At 69.6% G+C, this 14,201-nt stretch carries 14 protein-coding genes and 1 riboswitch; of the genes, 8 read left to right on the top strand and 6 right to left on the bottom strand.

Going from position 1 to position 14,201, the window contains the following annotated elements; translation table 11 throughout:
• The first annotated feature begins 25 nt into the window (after window positions 1–25).
• Window positions 26–1,012, top strand: a complete 987-nt coding sequence (locus FB547_RS07080) for a DMT family transporter (RefSeq protein WP_145740822.1) — start codon at window positions 26–28, stop codon at window positions 1,010–1,012.
• Here the strand turns inward: FB547_RS07080 and FB547_RS07075 are convergent.
• The 6 genes from FB547_RS07075 to FB547_RS07050 all read right to left on the bottom strand — a co-directional run bounded on the left by FB547_RS07075 (window position 982) and on the right by FB547_RS07050 (window position 7,611).
• Entirely contained in the window at window positions 982–1,533 is a 552-nt protein-coding gene (locus FB547_RS07075; protein ID WP_145740820.1) for a GNAT family N-acetyltransferase, read from the bottom strand. The genes FB547_RS07080 and FB547_RS07075 overlap by 31 nt on opposite strands.
• 1 nt (window position 1,534) lies before the next feature.
• Window positions 1,535–2,122: a helix-turn-helix domain-containing protein gene (locus FB547_RS07070; protein WP_145740818.1), complete on the bottom strand. Its 588-nt coding sequence runs from the start codon at window positions 2,120–2,122 to the stop codon at window positions 1,535–1,537.
• Between the two features lie 37 nt (window positions 2,123–2,159).
• A complete protein-coding gene (locus tag FB547_RS07065) occupies window positions 2,160–3,824 on the bottom strand; it encodes an alpha/beta fold hydrolase (protein WP_145740816.1) in 1,665 nt (554 codons plus the stop codon).
• A 42-nt stretch (window positions 3,825–3,866) separates the two neighbouring features.
• Entirely contained in the window at window positions 3,867–5,126 is a 1,260-nt protein-coding gene (locus tag FB547_RS07060; protein ID WP_145740814.1) for a putative Na+/H+ antiporter, read from the bottom strand.
• A gap of 109 nt (window positions 5,127–5,235) precedes the next feature.
• Entirely contained in the window at window positions 5,236–6,555 is a 1,320-nt protein-coding gene (locus tag FB547_RS07055; RefSeq protein ID WP_145740813.1) for a lytic murein transglycosylase, read from the bottom strand.
• A 126-nt stretch (window positions 6,556–6,681) separates the two neighbouring features.
• Window positions 6,682–7,611, bottom strand: a complete 930-nt coding sequence (locus FB547_RS07050) for a LysR substrate-binding domain-containing protein (RefSeq protein WP_145740810.1) — start codon at window positions 7,609–7,611, stop codon at window positions 6,682–6,684.
• Between the two features lie 110 nt (window positions 7,612–7,721).
• Between FB547_RS07050 and FB547_RS07045 the strand changes: the two genes are divergently transcribed.
• The 7 genes from FB547_RS07045 (at window position 7,722) to FB547_RS07015 (ending at window position 14,197) form a co-directional block, all read left to right on the top strand.
• The gene (locus tag FB547_RS07045; protein ID WP_145740809.1) at window positions 7,722–8,786 is read left to right on the top strand and encodes a tartrate dehydrogenase; all 1,065 of its coding nucleotides are present in this window, start codon (window positions 7,722–7,724) and stop codon (window positions 8,784–8,786) included.
• Between the two features lie 40 nt (window positions 8,787–8,826).
• Window positions 8,827–9,825, top strand: a complete 999-nt coding sequence (locus FB547_RS07040) for a Bug family tripartite tricarboxylate transporter substrate binding protein (protein WP_145740807.1) — start codon at window positions 8,827–8,829, stop codon at window positions 9,823–9,825.
• A 97-nt stretch (window positions 9,826–9,922) separates the two neighbouring features.
• Window positions 9,923–10,222, top strand: a complete 300-nt coding sequence (locus FB547_RS07035; protein WP_225612790.1) for a hypothetical protein — start codon at window positions 9,923–9,925, stop codon at window positions 10,220–10,222.
• 3 nt (window positions 10,223–10,225) lie between these two features.
• Window positions 10,226–10,489, top strand: a riboswitch (cobalamin riboswitch).
• Window positions 10,490–10,645: 156 nt separating this feature from the next.
• On the top strand, window positions 10,646–11,491 hold the full coding sequence (gene cobM, locus FB547_RS07030; protein ID WP_145741988.1) for a precorrin-4 C(11)-methyltransferase: 846 nt from the start codon (window positions 10,646–10,648) through the stop codon (window positions 11,489–11,491).
• The gene (locus tag FB547_RS07025; RefSeq protein WP_145740805.1) at window positions 11,488–12,417 is read left to right on the top strand and encodes a sirohydrochlorin chelatase; all 930 of its coding nucleotides are present in this window, start codon (window positions 11,488–11,490) and stop codon (window positions 12,415–12,417) included. Before cobM ends, FB547_RS07025 begins: the two co-directional genes overlap by 4 nt.
• Complete coding sequence (locus FB547_RS07020) at window positions 12,414–13,103, top strand: precorrin-8X methylmutase (RefSeq protein WP_145740803.1); 690 nt, start codon at window positions 12,414–12,416, stop codon at window positions 13,101–13,103. The genes FB547_RS07025 and FB547_RS07020 overlap by 4 nt, the downstream gene beginning before the upstream one ends.
• Entirely contained in the window at window positions 13,100–14,197 is a 1,098-nt protein-coding gene (locus FB547_RS07015; RefSeq protein WP_145740801.1) for a cobalt-precorrin-5B (C(1))-methyltransferase, read from the top strand. Before FB547_RS07020 ends, FB547_RS07015 begins: the two co-directional genes overlap by 4 nt.
• The last annotated feature ends 4 nt before the right edge of the window (window positions 14,198–14,201 follow it).

The raw sequence follows: 14,201 nt of genomic DNA, 5'->3' as shown, positions 1-14,201 counted from the left end.
TTCAATGCAACGAGGCTCGCACAGCATGTTCACCGCCAATCCACGCCCGCTCGGCATTGCCGCGCTGCTGCTCGCCACCTCCGGATGGGGCGCCATGTTCCTTGTCGGCAAGGACGTCCTGCCGCACGTCGAGCCCGTGTGGCTCACGCTGATCCGCTACAGCATGTCGGCCCTGCTGTTCGCTGCGCTGCTGCTGCCGCGCGGCGCGGCGCCCTGGCGCAAGCTGCGCCTGCACGCGCTGCCGCTGGCGCTGCGGGGCGCCGCGGGCTTCGGCGTCTTCAGCGTGATGCTGTTCGTCGGGCTCGCGCATTCGGTGCCCTCGCACGGCGCGGTGATCGTGGCCACCACGCCCATGACCACGCAACTGGTGCGCTGGGCCTTCGACGGCGTGCGGCCCGCGCGCCTGGCGCTGCTGGCGACGGCGCTGGCGCTCGCGGGCGTCGCCATGGTGTCGGGCCTGCTCTTCGGCACCGCTTCTTCGTCCGCCGGCTCGACGCTCTTCGGCGATGCGGTCGCCTTTGCCGGCACGCTGGGCTGGATCTGGTACACGCGCGGCGCGGCGCGCTTTCCCACGCTCGACGTGGTCGAGTATTCGGCCCTCACCGTGCTGGCTTCCTGGCCGCTGCTGCTGGCGGGCGCGCTGATCGTCACCGCCTTCGGCGCGAGCCATGCACCCACTGCCGAGGGCCTGCGCCTCTCGTGGCACGCGCTGCTGTTCGTGGGCCTGGTGCCGTCCGCCATCTCCGTGCTGGCCTTCAACTACGGCGTGCGCACGCTGGGTGCCGTCACCGGCACGGCGTTCCTGAATTTCGTTCCGGTGTCGGCGCTGTTGATGGGCGTTGCGCTGGGCAAGCTGCCATCAGCCAACGAGCTGGCCGGCATGGCGATGGTGGTCGGCGGGCTGCTGCTGCATACGGCCGCGAGCCGCAGGGCGGCAGCCGCACCCGCGGCGCGCTCCGCGGGCGGCAACAGCACTGCGGGCTATCGCGCCTGCGGCGCCAGCGCGCGATAGAAGTAGGTGGTGTCGCACGGCGCGCCGCCGGGCAGCAGTGCATAGCCTGGAATCACGCCGACGCGGGTCCAGCCGAGCCGGGCGTAAAGCCGCTCGGCCTCGGCGCTGGAGGTGTCGAGCACGAGCAGGGTCTTTCTGTGTTCGAGGGCGAGTTGCTCGGCGGCCTGCATCAGCAGCGCGCCGATGCCCTGGCGCCGGGCACGCCGGTGCACCAGCATCTTCGAGACCTCGGCGCGGTGCGGCTGGTTCTCGGGCTGCCCGAGCACGAGCTGCACGGTGCCGACGATGCCTTGCGCATCTTCGGCCACCAGCAGCGCGCGCTCGCCGCTTGCCACGCCCTCGGCCACGCGCTGCCAGAAAGCCTGGGCGCGCTCGGGCGTGAGCGGCAGCATGAAGCTGACCGAGGCGCCACCTTCGACGCAGTCGACGAGCACGTCGGCCAGCTGCCGGACATGCGCGTCGCCGACGCTGGAGAGAAGGCGGATGCGTGGCGCGGAAGTTGTTGCCGCAGGGTGTGTCATGTCATCTCCAGGAAGAGGGCGAGGTGGCGATCACGACGGCATAGCGCGCGATCTGCCGGGTGGGGTTGTAGTAGCTGGTGGGACGGTCGAGCACCAGCGCCAGGCAGTCGCCCGCGCCGAGCCGGTGGCGGTCGTCGCCGAGCGTGACTTCGATGATTCCTTCGAGCACCCACACCTGCTGGTGAACCTGCGGTTCCCGCGCACCGGTTTCGTAGGCCACGCGCGCCTTTGGCGGAAAAAGAATCTCGACGATGTGGATCGGCGATGCGGAGCCGCCGGGCGACACGTTGCGGCGCACATAGCCCGAATGCGGATCGCGCCATTGCGGCTGGTCGGCCAACCGGGACACCGGGCCCGGCTCGGGCAGGGGCACATCGAACAGCGACGCCAGCGGAACGCCGAGGCCGGTTGCGAGTTTCTCGAGCAGCACCGCCGTCGGGCTGCTTTCGCCGCGCTCGATGAGCGAGATCATCGAGCGGCTGACGCCGCAATGCGCCGCCAGCGCATCGAGCGAAAGGCCGCGGTCGGCGCGCAGGTCTCGCACGCGCTGCGCGATCCGGTCGTTGAGGCTAGATGGCTGATTTTCCATGATGTCGGAAAGAATATCCAACAAAATGGAAGAACAGTCAAGGCAAGCCGTCGGCTGCCCTGGGCCTCGACGACGGCTCCCACGAATCAGGCGTGGTCGCGACCAGTTCCTTGAGGTTGGACCAGGGCTTTGCGCCCGGCACGGTCGTGCCGCCCGTGATCGCCACCTTCGCGAAGGCCACCATCCGCTCGCGCAAATACTGCCTGTCGCCGTCCGGCCAGGTCTCGATCGAATGGGGTGCGCGGGCCACCACGATTTCACGTGCACCAGGGATGCGGTCGTAGGCGGCCACGGTGCCTTCCAGTGTTTCCGCACGGTCCCACAGGCCCTTGCCGAAGAACGCGGCCGGCCACTTGTGCATGCCCGCGAGCGGCGCCGAGTTCGGATAGAACAGGATGTGATGGTCCGCCGCCATGCCACCGAGGAACAGGTTGCGGTCGGCCAGGTCGGGCGATGCCGGCAGGTAGCCCGCGCCGCTCGCGAATGAAGACAGCAGGATCGCGCCCTTGATGTTCGAAAGCCCCTTGGGCGGCTGGCATTCGGGCACCGGCATGTCGTAGCTGCACGCACCCGAAAAGTTCTTGGCCATGGCCCAGGCCGTGGACATCGAGCCGCGCGAATAGCCGCCGAGCAGGATCGGGATGCGCGTCGACTTCATGCCGCCCAGCAGCCTGCCTACCGCCTCGCTGCCCTCGAGCACGCGGCCGTCCGGCGTGAGCAGCCGCAGGCCTTGGCCGGTGTCGAGTTGCGCGAGCACGCGAAACACGTCCTCGCCCTGCTCCAGCGTGTGGGTGTCGCTGAATCCGCCCGAGATGCCCTCGCCGCGCCGGTCGTAGGCCAGCACGTCGAAGCCCGCCTGGTGGAGCGCATCGAGGTTCTCGCGCCACCAGCGCTGGCCCATGGTCTCGGTGGTGGCGTTCGGAAATTTGACCTCGACCGCGCGGCCCGTGGCCGGGTCGATGCGGTAGGGCTTTTCGTCGGGGTGCTGGATCGCGGTGAGCTGCCCGCCGCCGCCCGGCGCCATGATCACCAGCGCGCGCATCCTGCCGCCCTTGCCGTCGTCGACGCCGCGGCCCTCGATGTACCAGCCGCGCAGCTTGACCGGATCGGCCATCTTCAGGTCAAGGCGCTCGAAGCTGTCGCGCGGCACGGTGAACTCGACCACGAAGGTGCTGCCATCGGCGCGCGCAATGGCCTCGGCATAGGGTGCCTTGGCGAAGAAGGCCGGGCGCCGGATCTGCCGCAGGTCGACGAGCCCTTCCGGATCGATCCTGCCGGAGGGATCGACCACGCCGGTCGAGCGCGTCGAGCGCGCCTTGTTCGGCGGCAGCCAGCGCTGCATCTGCGCATCGATGCGCGCGAAGCAGGCGGCATCGGCCTTGCAGGCGCGCCAGCGTTCCTTCAGGCGCGCATCGGTGAATTCATCGACGTAGTAGTCGCTGCCGGCATACCCCGCGGGCGGCCGATAGGCGTTGACGCCGAACGGCACGCAGACGGTGCGGCCATCGGGCTGCCGCAGCCGGTAGCCGGGCAGCTCGTGGTTGCGGTCGACGCCCACCCAGGCGCTGCAATCGGTGGGCGGCGGCTCGGCCCTCGCGCTTCTGGATGAAACGGCGTCGCCGTGCGAAGAGCAGCCGCCGATGGCCAGGGCCGCTGCGAGCACCGCGCCTGCGGCCGGACCGATGTGAAAGAACGCGTGCATGTTCCTGTCTCCTTTCGATCCGCGCCGCGCGCGGTTCCACTGCTACAACAGCATGAAGGCCGCGGCGGCCACGAGCGTGGGCCCGAGCGCACCCAGCAGCAGTCCGCCAGCGCCGATGGTCTCGTCGGAGAAGCCGCGCTTGAGCAGCGCGACGCCCGCGGGATTGGGCGCGTTGGCAATCACCGTCAGGCCGCCGCCGGCCACCGCGCCGGCGACGAGCATGTACTTGGATTCGTCCGAGATGTTCGTGATCAGCGAGCCCAGGTAGGTGAGCGCCGCGTTGTCGGTGATGGCCGTGAGGCCCAGCGCACCGAAGAACAAGGCCAGCGGCTGCAGGCTCGATACGACCGGCTCCAGCCACCACTGCTGCATGCCGCCCAGCACCACCAGCCCGGCCAGGAAGAAGCCGACGAGCAGCGCTTCCTTGATGATCAGCGGGCTCTGGTGGCGCTCGTAGGCCTGCGTGAATCCGAGGAACATCAGGAACAGCCCGAGGAACGCGACCGGATGATGCGCGAACAGCACGATGCCGGCCAGCAGCACCAGGTGCACCAGGGCCACGGCGGGCGGCACGGGCGCTTCGGAGAGCGCCGCGTCCGCGGCCGATGCGGCGGGCAGGTGCTTGCGCAGCACGAAGGTGGCCACGGTGGCGTTGACGAGCACGGCGATGGCGGCCTTCCAGCCGAAGGTGGCGAGCATGAAGGCGCTGTCCCATTGCCAGGTCGAGGCCACCATCAGCACCGGCGGCGCGGCGTACGACGTGAGCGTGCCGCCGATCGACACGTTGACGAACAGCACGCCCAGCGCGAGGTACTTCACCGCTTCGGGCACCTGCGGCCTGAAGGTCTGCGGCGCGAGCATGAGCGCCGCGATGGTCATGGCCGCGGGCTCGGTGACGAGCGAGCCCAACAGCGGCACGGCGGCCAGCCCGAGCCATGCCGCCGCGACGGGCGTGGGCAGCGGCAGCACGCGCGCAATGAGGCTCACGCCCGACATGACGGTGCGCAGCACGGGCCGCGAGGCGGCCACCACCATCACGACGAAGACGAACAGGGGTTCGGTGTAATTGCGCGACTCCGCATAGCCGAGCGCCGGCCCGCCTCCGACCAGCAGGGCCATCGCAAGAACGAGCACGATGGCCCAGAAGCCGAACACGACCTCCACCTCGCCCAGCAGGTGGAACAGGCCGGCATGACGGGGAAAGCGGTGCGACAGCCGCTCGAACTGCTTGGCGGCAAAGGTGTGGAGGAGCGCCACGGCAAAGATGGCTGCGGCAACGTACTGGATGGTGGGCTCTTGCATGGGAGGGTGGCGTGGCTGATCCGCGTGGCGGCCCGACCATCGCATGAACCTGCGGCGCCGCCAACCAGAAGCAAGGGCCCCGCACCCGGCCCCAGTTTAACGGTGCCCGCTAGGGTTGTTGCTGCAGGCGCTGCAGCAGCTCCGCGCTCGGATAGCCATCCGCGGGCAGGCCGACGCTGCGCTGGTAGCGGCGCAGCCCTTCGCGCGTGGCCGGGCCCATGACGCCGTCGGCCGCGCCGGTGGCAAAGCCGCGCTGGGTGAGCGCAGTCTGCAACTCGACCATCTGGCTGCGCGAGAGCGCCGACAGGCTTCTTGGCCATGGCGTCTGCACGTCGGGGCCGCCGCCAAGGCGCTGCGCGAGCAGGCCCACGGCGAGCGCGTAGTTGGTCGAGTTGTTGTAGCGCAGCACGGCGCGGAAGTTCGGCCCGACCAGGAAGGCCGGCCCCTGTGCGCCCGCGGGCAGCAGCACCGAGCCGTCGGCAAATTCCGGCAGCGGCTGGCCGTCCATCGTCGTGATTCCCTCGGCCGCCCACTGCGTGCTCGGCTGGCGTACGGCCATGTCGGCGCGGCCGTAGTCGAAGCTCGCCGGCAACTTGACCTCCACGCCCCACGGCATGCCGGCCTGCCAGCCCGAGCGCGAGAGAAAGTTGGCCGTCGAGGCCACCACGTCGGGCATGCTGCCCCAGATGTCGCGGCGTCCGTCGCCGTCGGCATCGACCGCGTAGGCCAGGAAGTTCGACGGCAGGAACTGGGTCTGGCCCATGGCACCCGCCCAGGAGCCGATCATGCGGTCGCGCGCGATGTCGCCGCTGTCGAGGATCTTGAGCGCCGCGAGCAGTTCGCGGCGCGCCCAGTCTTCGCGCCGGCCCTCGAAGCCGAGCGTGGCCAGCGCGTCGATCACCGGCGTGCTGCCGTAGTTGCCGCCGTAGTTGCTTTCCATGCCCCAGATGGCGACGACGATGGTGCCCGGCACGCCGTAGCGCGCGGCCGCCGCATCGGCTTCGGCGCGAACCTGCAGCAGCTTGTCCTGGCCCGTGGCAATGCGCTGGGGCGAGACGGTGTTGTCGAGATAGTCCCAGGCCGTGCGCGTGAACTCGGGCTGGGCGCGGTCCAGCTCGATCACCCGCGGAAGAAACTGCACCTGGTCGAAGGCGCTTCGCAAGGTGGCCTCGCTGATGCCGGATGCGCGTGCGGTGGCGCGGAAGTCTGCGACCCATTTGGCAAAGCGCTGCTGCTCGAGCGCGGCAGTGTCCGTAGCTGCGGGCGTGGGCGCAGTTGCGGGCCGCTGCCCCGCTGTGGTGCCCGGCGGCTGCGTTGCCGATCCGGGCGGTGCGGAAGCGCAGCCTGCGACAAGCGCCGCGATGGCTGCGGCCATGAGGGCGGGCCTGATGGTGGACTGCAGGAATGAGGTGCTGCTGGTTGGATGCATCCGCGGATTCTCACCCGTGCTGCACGGCGGCAACCCGTTCTCACGCGCCGACGCGCCCCTTTCCTACACCTGCGGTGGACGGGCTGGCAAGCATGGGTCTTTCGGCAGCGACCCTCCTCGGCTCGGCTATGCCTTGCCCGACGCCGCCTGCTGCGTGAAGGAGAGCGCCAGGAAATCGACGAAGGCCCGCACCCGCGCGGCCAGCTGGTGCCGCTGCGGGTACACGGCATAGATGTCCGCATCGGGCGTGAAGTACTGCGGCAGCACCTGCACCAGGCGGCCGCTGCGCAGGAAGCGGTTGATGTCCCACTCGGCGCGCATCAGGATGCCGTGGCCTTCGAGGGCCCAGTTCACGGCGATCTCGCCGTCGTTGGTCGCCAGGTTGCCGCGCGTCCTGACGGACTCGGTGCGCGCATGGCGCCCTCTGCCGCTCGTCAGGCGCCAGACCCCATAGGCCTCCTCGCCCTGGCGGATGCCGATGCAGTTGTGCCTGGACAGGTCGTTCGGCACCTTGGGCATGCCGCGCGCCGCCAGGTAGGCGGGCGATGCGCACAGCAGCCGGCGGTTCGACGCGATATGCCTTGCCACCACGCGGCTGTCCGGCGGCGCGCCGAAGCGCACGCAGACATCGAACAGGTCCTCGCTCGGCGCCGGCGGATTGACCGACAGTTGCAGCTGCACTTCCACGGCCGGATGCTTGCGCACGAAGCGCGAGATCAGCGGCGCGACATGGCTGCGCCCGAAGCCCAGCGTGGCATTCACGCGCAGCAGGCCGCGCGGCGTGGCGCGCGACACGCCCAGCAGTTCTTCCATGCCGTCGATCTCGCCGAGGATGCGGCGCGCATGCTCCAGGTACAGCTCGCCCTCGGGCGTGAGGCTCATGCGGCGCGTCGAGCGGTTGACCAGCAGCACGCCGGCGCGCGATTCCATCAGCGCCAGGTGCTTGCTGACCGCGGGCGTGGTGATGCCCAGCTCCCGCGCGGCGGCGCTCAGGCTGCCGGCGCTGGCCAGGGTGGAGAAGAAGCCGAGATCGGCCGGAAGGATGGCGCTGCTCATCGTGGCCCCACTGTTGAATACAGGTTAACGATGGCTTCACTTTAGCGCCGATTCCGCGGGCTCCTGCTTCCTACAGTCGAAGCTCTTTCCAACCTCCCGCAGACATCGCCATGAAGACGTACAAGATCGCAACCATCCCCGGAGACGGCATCGGCAAGGAAGTCGTTCCCGCAGGCCAGAAAGTGCTCGAAGCGCTGGCTTCGGCCAGCAGCAGTTTCGGCTTTGAGTTCGAGAACTTCGGCTGGGACGGCGACTACTACCGCGCGCACGGCAAGATGATGCCGGACGACGGCCTCGACGCGCTGCGCGGCAAGGACGCGATCCTGTTCGGCTCGGCGGGCGATCCGCACATTCCCGACCACATCACGCTCTGGGGCCTGCGGCTGAAGATCTGCCAGGGCTTCGACCAGTACGCCAACGTGCGCCCGACGCGCATCCTGCCCGGCATCGATGGCCCCCTCAAGCGCTGCGGCCCGGACGACCTGAACTGGGTGATCGTGCGCGAGAACTCCGAAGGCGAGTACGCGGGCGTCGGCGGCCGCGTGCACCAGGGCCATCCGATCGAAGCCGCCACCGACGTGTCGATGATGACCCGTGCCGGCGTCGAACGCATCATGCGCTTCGCCTTCAGGCTGGCGCAGTCGCGGCCCCGCAAGCTGCTCACGGTCATCACCAAGAGCAACGCCCAGCGCCACGCCATGGTGATGTGGGACGAGATCGCGCTGCAGATATCGAAGGAGTTCCCGGACGTCACCTGGGACAAGGAACTGGTCGATGCATCGACCGCGCGCATGATCAACCGGCCGGCCTCGCTCGACACCATCGTCGCGACCAACCTGCATGCCGACATCCTCAGCGACCTGGCCGCCGCGCTCGCGGGCAGCCTGGGCATCGCCCCCACCGGCAACATCGATCCCGAGCGGCGCTACCCGTCGATGTTCGAACCGATCCACGGCTCCGCCTTCGACATCATGGGCAAGGGCCTGGCCAATCCGGTCGGCACCTTCTGGTCGGTCGTGATGCTGCTGGAGCACCTGGGCGAGGCCGAGGCCGCGCGGCGCGTCATGCAGGCGATCGAAGCCGTGACGGCCGATCCCGCGCTGCACACGCGCGATCTCGGCGGCAGCGCCACCACGGCGCAGGTCACGCAGGCCGTGTGCGCGCGGCTCGCCTAACGAAAACACACGGCACAGACCGTCAGCCAGGAGACAAAACATGATGAAGCAACCATGCGCCACCAGGCGCCGCGCCCTCGCGGGAACCGTCCTGACGGCCCTCGGCCTTTGCATCGCGCCCTGGGCCGCCGCCCAGGAGCCATGGCCGGCCAAGCCGATCAGCCTGGTCGTGCCCTTTCCTTCCGGCGGCACCACCGACGTGCTGGCCCGCGCGCTGGCCGATGCGCTCTCCAAGGCCCTGGGCCAGCCCGTGATCGTGGAAAGCAAGCCCGGCGCCGGCGCCACGCTGGGCGCCGACTATGTCGCCAAGGCCAGGCCCGATGGCTACACGCTGCTGATGGGCGCAGTGCACCACACCATCGCGACCAGCGTCTACAAGAAGCTGCCCTACGACTTCCAGAAAGACTTCGCGCCCATCACCACGGTGGCGATGGTGCCGAATGTGCTGGTGATCAACGCTGCGCTCACGCCGGCGAAATCGGTCGCCGAACTGGTCGCGCTCGCCAAGTCGTCACCGAAGGAGCTGGCCTACGGCTCCAACGGCAACGGCACGGCACAGCACCTGATCGGCACCCAGTTCCAGGCCAGCACCGGCGTCAGGCTGCTGCACGTGCCATACAAGGGCAGCGGTCCGCTCACCACCGACCTGCTGGGCGGACAGGTGGACATGTCCTTCGACACCATCACGCCCGTGCTGCAGCACATCAAGGGCGGAAAGCTGCGCGCGCTGGCCGTCACCACCGCGAAGCGTTCCGCCGTGCTGCCCGAGGTGCCGACGCTCGAAGAGGCCGGCCTGAAAGGCTTCGACATCGGCACCTGGTTCGGCGTGCTGGCGCCGGCCGGCACGCCGAAGGACATCACCTCGAAGCTTCACGCCGAGATGGCCAGGATCATCAAGTCGCCGGAGTTCGCCGAGCGGATGCGTGCCATCGGCGCCGAGCCGATCGGCGACAGCTCCGCCGAGATGGCGGCCCGCATCCGCGAGGAGACGGTGAAGTTCGCGAGGCTGGTCAAGGAGGGCAAGGTCGCGGTCGAGTAGGGCCGGATTCACGACGATCTTGTTACTCCCCGCTGCGCCCGCCAATCCATAGAGTTGCCTTGCGGCGCCATCCACGGCGCGCCACAAGGAGCCGGCGATGAGCATCGAGAGCAGCAACGACAGCAGCAGGAAAACCCGCGTCGCGCAGGCGCTCGGCGTGTATCGGAGCATCGCTGCGTGCCATGAGCGCCTTGCACGCGGCGATGACGTCCACGCGCTCACCGCGGCGCTGATGCTGCCCTGCTACCAGGCCGGGTTCAGGCGCCTGGCGCGCGAGCTGGGCCCTGCGGAGCAGGACGAGCTGAGCGCCGCGCTGCGGCGGATGGAGCGCGCCGATGCGCCTTCCCTTCCCCGGCATGGGGCTCCTTCCGCCGTTCATCGAGCCCAGACCGCCTGATACACTTTGCGCGCGTTGTCAGGTGTCCTGGCGCCCCGTATCAACGGCGGGGTGGCCAGGGTGAAACGGGAAGTCGGTGCGCGGCGGTGGAGAGAACACCGCGCAATGCCGACGCTGCCCCCGCAACGGTAAACGAGTCAGAAGCAAGGCCCCGGGATTCGGTCCCGCGCCACTGTGCCGCGAACGGCATGGGAAGGTGGTCTTGCTGGAGAGCCGATGGCCTTCCGCTCGTGAGCCCGGAGACCGGCCTGACGACCAGCGCATGACCTTGCGGTGGGCGAGGATCGGCGGGCGGCGCATGGCGTCCGGCTCGATGCAGGTGTGCATCCGCCGGAACCGCATCCACTGACGCCCCTCCGATTTCTCCCGCTGCCCGGTCCTACCGACCATCTATCGCGCGGCGGGCGCGGAGGAATCATCATGATGAACGAGCGAGCCATCGCTCCAGGCAGTGCGCCGGCGCCGGGAACCGTGTGGTTCGTCGGTGCGGGCCCGGGCGATCCGGAACTCATCACCGTCAAGGGCCGCGGCCTCGTCGAGCGCGCCGGGGCGATCCTGTTCGCGGGCTCGCTGGTGAGCGAAGCCGCGATGCGCTGGGCGCATCCGGACTGCGCCATTGCCGACAGCAAGGACATGACGCTCGAGCAGATGTCGGCCTGGCTGATCGCGCAGGCCGCGCGCTGCGAGACCGTGGTGCGCCTGCAGACCGGCGACCCGGGCCTGTACGGCGCGCTGATCGAACTGGTGCAGCCGCTGGATGCGGCGGGCGTGCCGATCGGGGTGGTGCCGGGCGTGTCCTCCGCCATGGCATCGGCGGCCGCGGCGGTGGAAAGCCTCACGCTGCCCGAGGTCACGCAGACGGTGATCTTCACGCGCGTCGAAGGCCGCACGCCGATGCCCGAGGGCGAGTCGCTCGAGGCGCTGGCCGCGCACCACAGCACGCTGTGCATCTTCCTGAGCATCACGCTGCTTGGCAAGGTCACGGCCGCGCTCGCGGCCGCCGGCTGGTCGCCCGATGCGCCCGTGGTGGTGGTCCACAAGGCGAGCTGGCCCGGCGAAGAGAAGATCGTGCGCGGCACGGTGGCGACTATCCAGGCGCTGTGCCGCGAGGCCCGCATCGCGACCCAGTCGATGATCATCGCCAGCCCCACGCTGGGCGCGCGGCAGTGGACCACGCTCGCCAAATCCAAGCTCTACGACGCGAGCTTCACGCACCGCTTCAGGCGCGCGAGCGTTCCCGCCGAAACCCTGCGCCAGGAACTTCCATGAACTCCGAAACCATTCTGCTGGTGGGCCACGGCTCGCGCGAAAAATCCGGCAACGACGAGATCGAGGCCTTCGCCGCGCAATGGCGCCAGCGGCAGCCGGGCTGGCGCATCGAGGTCTGCTTCATCGAGTTCTCCGAGATCACGATGAGCGAGGGCCTGCGCCGCGCCGCCGAGAGCGCGCGGCGCGTGATCGTGGTGCCGCTCATCCTCAATGCCGCGGGCCACGTGAAGATGGACATCCCGCAGGCCATCGACGGCGCCCGCCTCAAGTACCCGATGGTGCAGTTCCTCTATGCGCCGCACCTCACGGCCTGCGACCCGATCCTGGCGATCCTGCGGCGCCGCCTCAAGGACGCGATGCAGGCGCTCGACATGCCCGACCCGACCACCACCGGCGTGGTGATCCTGGGGCGGGGTTCGTCGGACCGCCAGGCCAACGGCGACATGGCCAAGATGGCGCGCTGGCTGATGGAGGAGACCGACCACGAGCTGGTCGACCTTGCCTTCACGGGCATCACCTATCCGCGCCTGGAGCGGGCCGTGCAGCGCCAGAGCCTGCTGGGCATGAAGCAGGTGGTGGTGCTGCCGTACTACCTGTTCAACGGCACGCTGGTCGAACGCATCGCGCGCCAGGTCGAGCACCTGAAGGCGCAATACCCGACGATCCGTTTTGTCTCCACGCGCTACTTCGGCTTCGAGCCCGAGATCTTCGCGCTGCTGGAGCAGCGCGTGGACGACCTGCGGCGCGGCGCGCCGGCCGCGCTCATGCCCTGCGACGGCTGCAAGTTCCGCGACTTCGCGGTGGAACACGGGCTGGGCGGCCATCACCACGGCGACGCGGCGGCGCATGGCCACGATCACGGCCACGACCACGACCACGCGCATGGCCACACCCATGCGCACGATCCGGTGCCGGTGCTGCGATGAAGCCGGCGTCTTCCACGGCGGCCAACGTCGTCACCGAGCAGCTCACCGCGGCGGGCCGCGCCATCGAGCACGACTCCTTCGCGGTGATCGACCGCGAGGTGGCATCGCATGCCTACACCGCCGACCAGTGGCCCGTGGTGCGCCGCATGATCCATGCGAACGCCGACTTCGACTTCAACGGCCTGACCGACTTCCATCCTGAAGCGGTCGATGCCGCCATCGCCGCCATCCGCTCGCGCGCCAGCCGCGTGCTGGCCGATGTCGAGATGATCTGCGTCGGCCTCTCGGCGCCGCGCCTGGCGCACTTCGGCATGGGCACGCACCAGTTCATCAGCGACCCGGACGTGATCTCGCAGGCGATGGCCGAAGGCACCACGCGTGCGGTGCAGGCCATGCGCAAGGCGCATCGCCTCGGGCTGGTCGACGGCGCGATCGTCGGCATCGGCAATGCGCCCACCGCGCTGATCGAGATCGTGCGGCTGATCCACGAAGAGGGCGCGCGCCCCGCGCTGGTGGTCGGCATGCCGGTGGGCTTCGTGTCGGCGGCCGAGTCGAAGGACCTGGTCGCGCTCGAAAACGACGTGCCCTGGATCGTGATCCGCGGGCGCAAGGGCGGCTCCACGCTGGTGGTGGCCGCGATCCACGCGCTGCTGGGCCTGGCCGAGGCGCGCGAACACGCCGCATGATGGACAAGGGCGCGCCCCGCGGCACCCGCACCGGTTTCACGACCGGTGCGTGTTCAGCCGCGGCGGCGCGCGCGGCGGTGATCGGCCTGGTCACGGGCCAGGTGCCCGGCGAGGTCGAGTGCCTGCTGCCCAACGGCGACCTCGTGCGCTTCGCGGTGCACGACGGCCGCGTCGACGGCGCGAGCGCGCATGCGATGGTCATCAAGGACGCCGGCGACGACCCCGACTGCACCGACAAAGCCCATCTCACGGCCGACGTGCGCCTGCTGCCCGAGCTCGCGGGCCAGGTGGTGCTGGCCGGCGGCGCCGGCGTGGGCACCGTCACCATGCCGGGCCTCGGGCTCGCCGTGGGCGGCCCCGCCATCAACCCGGTGCCGCGCCGCAACATCGAGGCCAACGTGCGCGCGGTGGGCGCGGCGCTGCTCGACGAGGTCGGCCTCGAAGTCGCCATCTCCGTGCCGCAGGGCGAGGAGATGGCCAGGAAGACGCTCAACGCGCGCCTGGGCATCCTCGGCGGCATTTCCATCCTGGGCACGACCGGCATCGTCAAGCCGTACTCCACCGCCGCCTACCGTGCGAGCGTGGTGCAGGGCGTGCAGGTGGCGGGCACCTTGGGCCACGGCGTGGTCGTGCTCACGACCGGCGGGCGCACCGAGAAATTCGTGATGGCCGAAATGCCGGAACTGCCCGAGCCGGCCTTCGTGCAGATGGGCGACTTCCTGCGCTATGCGATGGGCGCCGCGGTCAAGGCCGGGATCCGGAAAGTGGTGATCGGCGGCATGGTCGGCAAGCTCACCAAGATCGCGCAGGGCGAGACCATCACCCACGCCGGCCGGGCCGAGGTCGACACCGGCCTGCTGGCCGACCTGGCCGCCGGACTCTGCGCGCCGCCCGATGTGTGCGAGGCGATCCGCGGCAACGAGACCGCGCGCTATGCCGGCGAGCGCATGGACGCGCTCGGGCTCGGCACCGCCTTTCACACGGCGCTTGCGCAGCGCGTCATCCAGACGCTGCGCACGCGCTACCCCGACCAGTTCGAACTGAAGGTGCTGGTCTGCGACTTCGAAGGCCGAAAGATCGCGGAGGCGCCGTGAACGA

Source organism: Variovorax beijingensis (genome assembly GCF_007828835.1).
Classification (GTDB): Bacteria; Pseudomonadota; Gammaproteobacteria; order Burkholderiales; family Burkholderiaceae_C; genus Variovorax; species Variovorax beijingensis_A.
The sequence above is the reverse complement of the archived record's forward strand: the minus strand, read 5'-3'. Positions and strand labels throughout refer to the sequence as shown.

What these genes read in the sequence shown, in the direction of transcription:
- FB547_RS07015 (WP_145740801.1), top strand. Translation starts at nt 13,100, where the DNA reads ATGATGGACAAGGGCGCGCCCCGCGGCACCCGCACCGGTTTCACGACC.
- cobM (WP_145741988.1), top strand. Translation starts at nt 10,646, where the DNA reads ATGAACGAGCGAGCCATCGCTCCAGGCAGTGCGCCGGCGCCGGGAACC.
- FB547_RS07065 (WP_145740816.1), bottom strand. Translation starts at nt 3,824, where the DNA reads ATGCACGCGTTCTTTCACATCGGTCCGGCCGCAGGCGCGGTGCTCGCA.
- FB547_RS07075 (WP_145740820.1), bottom strand. Translation starts at nt 1,533, where the DNA reads ATGACACACCCTGCGGCAACAACTTCCGCGCCACGCATCCGCCTTCTC.
- FB547_RS07040 (WP_145740807.1), top strand. Translation starts at nt 8,827, where the DNA reads ATGATGAAGCAACCATGCGCCACCAGGCGCCGCGCCCTCGCGGGAACC.
- FB547_RS07080 (WP_145740822.1), top strand. Translation starts at nt 26, where the DNA reads ATGTTCACCGCCAATCCACGCCCGCTCGGCATTGCCGCGCTGCTGCTC.
- FB547_RS07060 (WP_145740814.1), bottom strand. Translation starts at nt 5,126, where the DNA reads ATGCAAGAGCCCACCATCCAGTACGTTGCCGCAGCCATCTTTGCCGTG.
- FB547_RS07070 (WP_145740818.1), bottom strand. Translation starts at nt 2,122, where the DNA reads ATGGAAAATCAGCCATCTAGCCTCAACGACCGGATCGCGCAGCGCGTG.
- FB547_RS07050 (WP_145740810.1), bottom strand. Translation starts at nt 7,611, where the DNA reads ATGAGCAGCGCCATCCTTCCGGCCGATCTCGGCTTCTTCTCCACCCTG.
- FB547_RS07045 (WP_145740809.1), top strand. Translation starts at nt 7,722, where the DNA reads ATGAAGACGTACAAGATCGCAACCATCCCCGGAGACGGCATCGGCAAG.
- FB547_RS07025 (WP_145740805.1), top strand. Translation starts at nt 11,488, where the DNA reads ATGAACTCCGAAACCATTCTGCTGGTGGGCCACGGCTCGCGCGAAAAA.
- FB547_RS07055 (WP_145740813.1), bottom strand. Translation starts at nt 6,555, where the DNA reads ATGCATCCAACCAGCAGCACCTCATTCCTGCAGTCCACCATCAGGCCC.
- FB547_RS07020 (WP_145740803.1), top strand. Translation starts at nt 12,414, where the DNA reads ATGAAGCCGGCGTCTTCCACGGCGGCCAACGTCGTCACCGAGCAGCTC.
- FB547_RS07035 (WP_225612790.1), top strand. Translation starts at nt 9,923, where the DNA reads ATGAGCATCGAGAGCAGCAACGACAGCAGCAGGAAAACCCGCGTCGCG.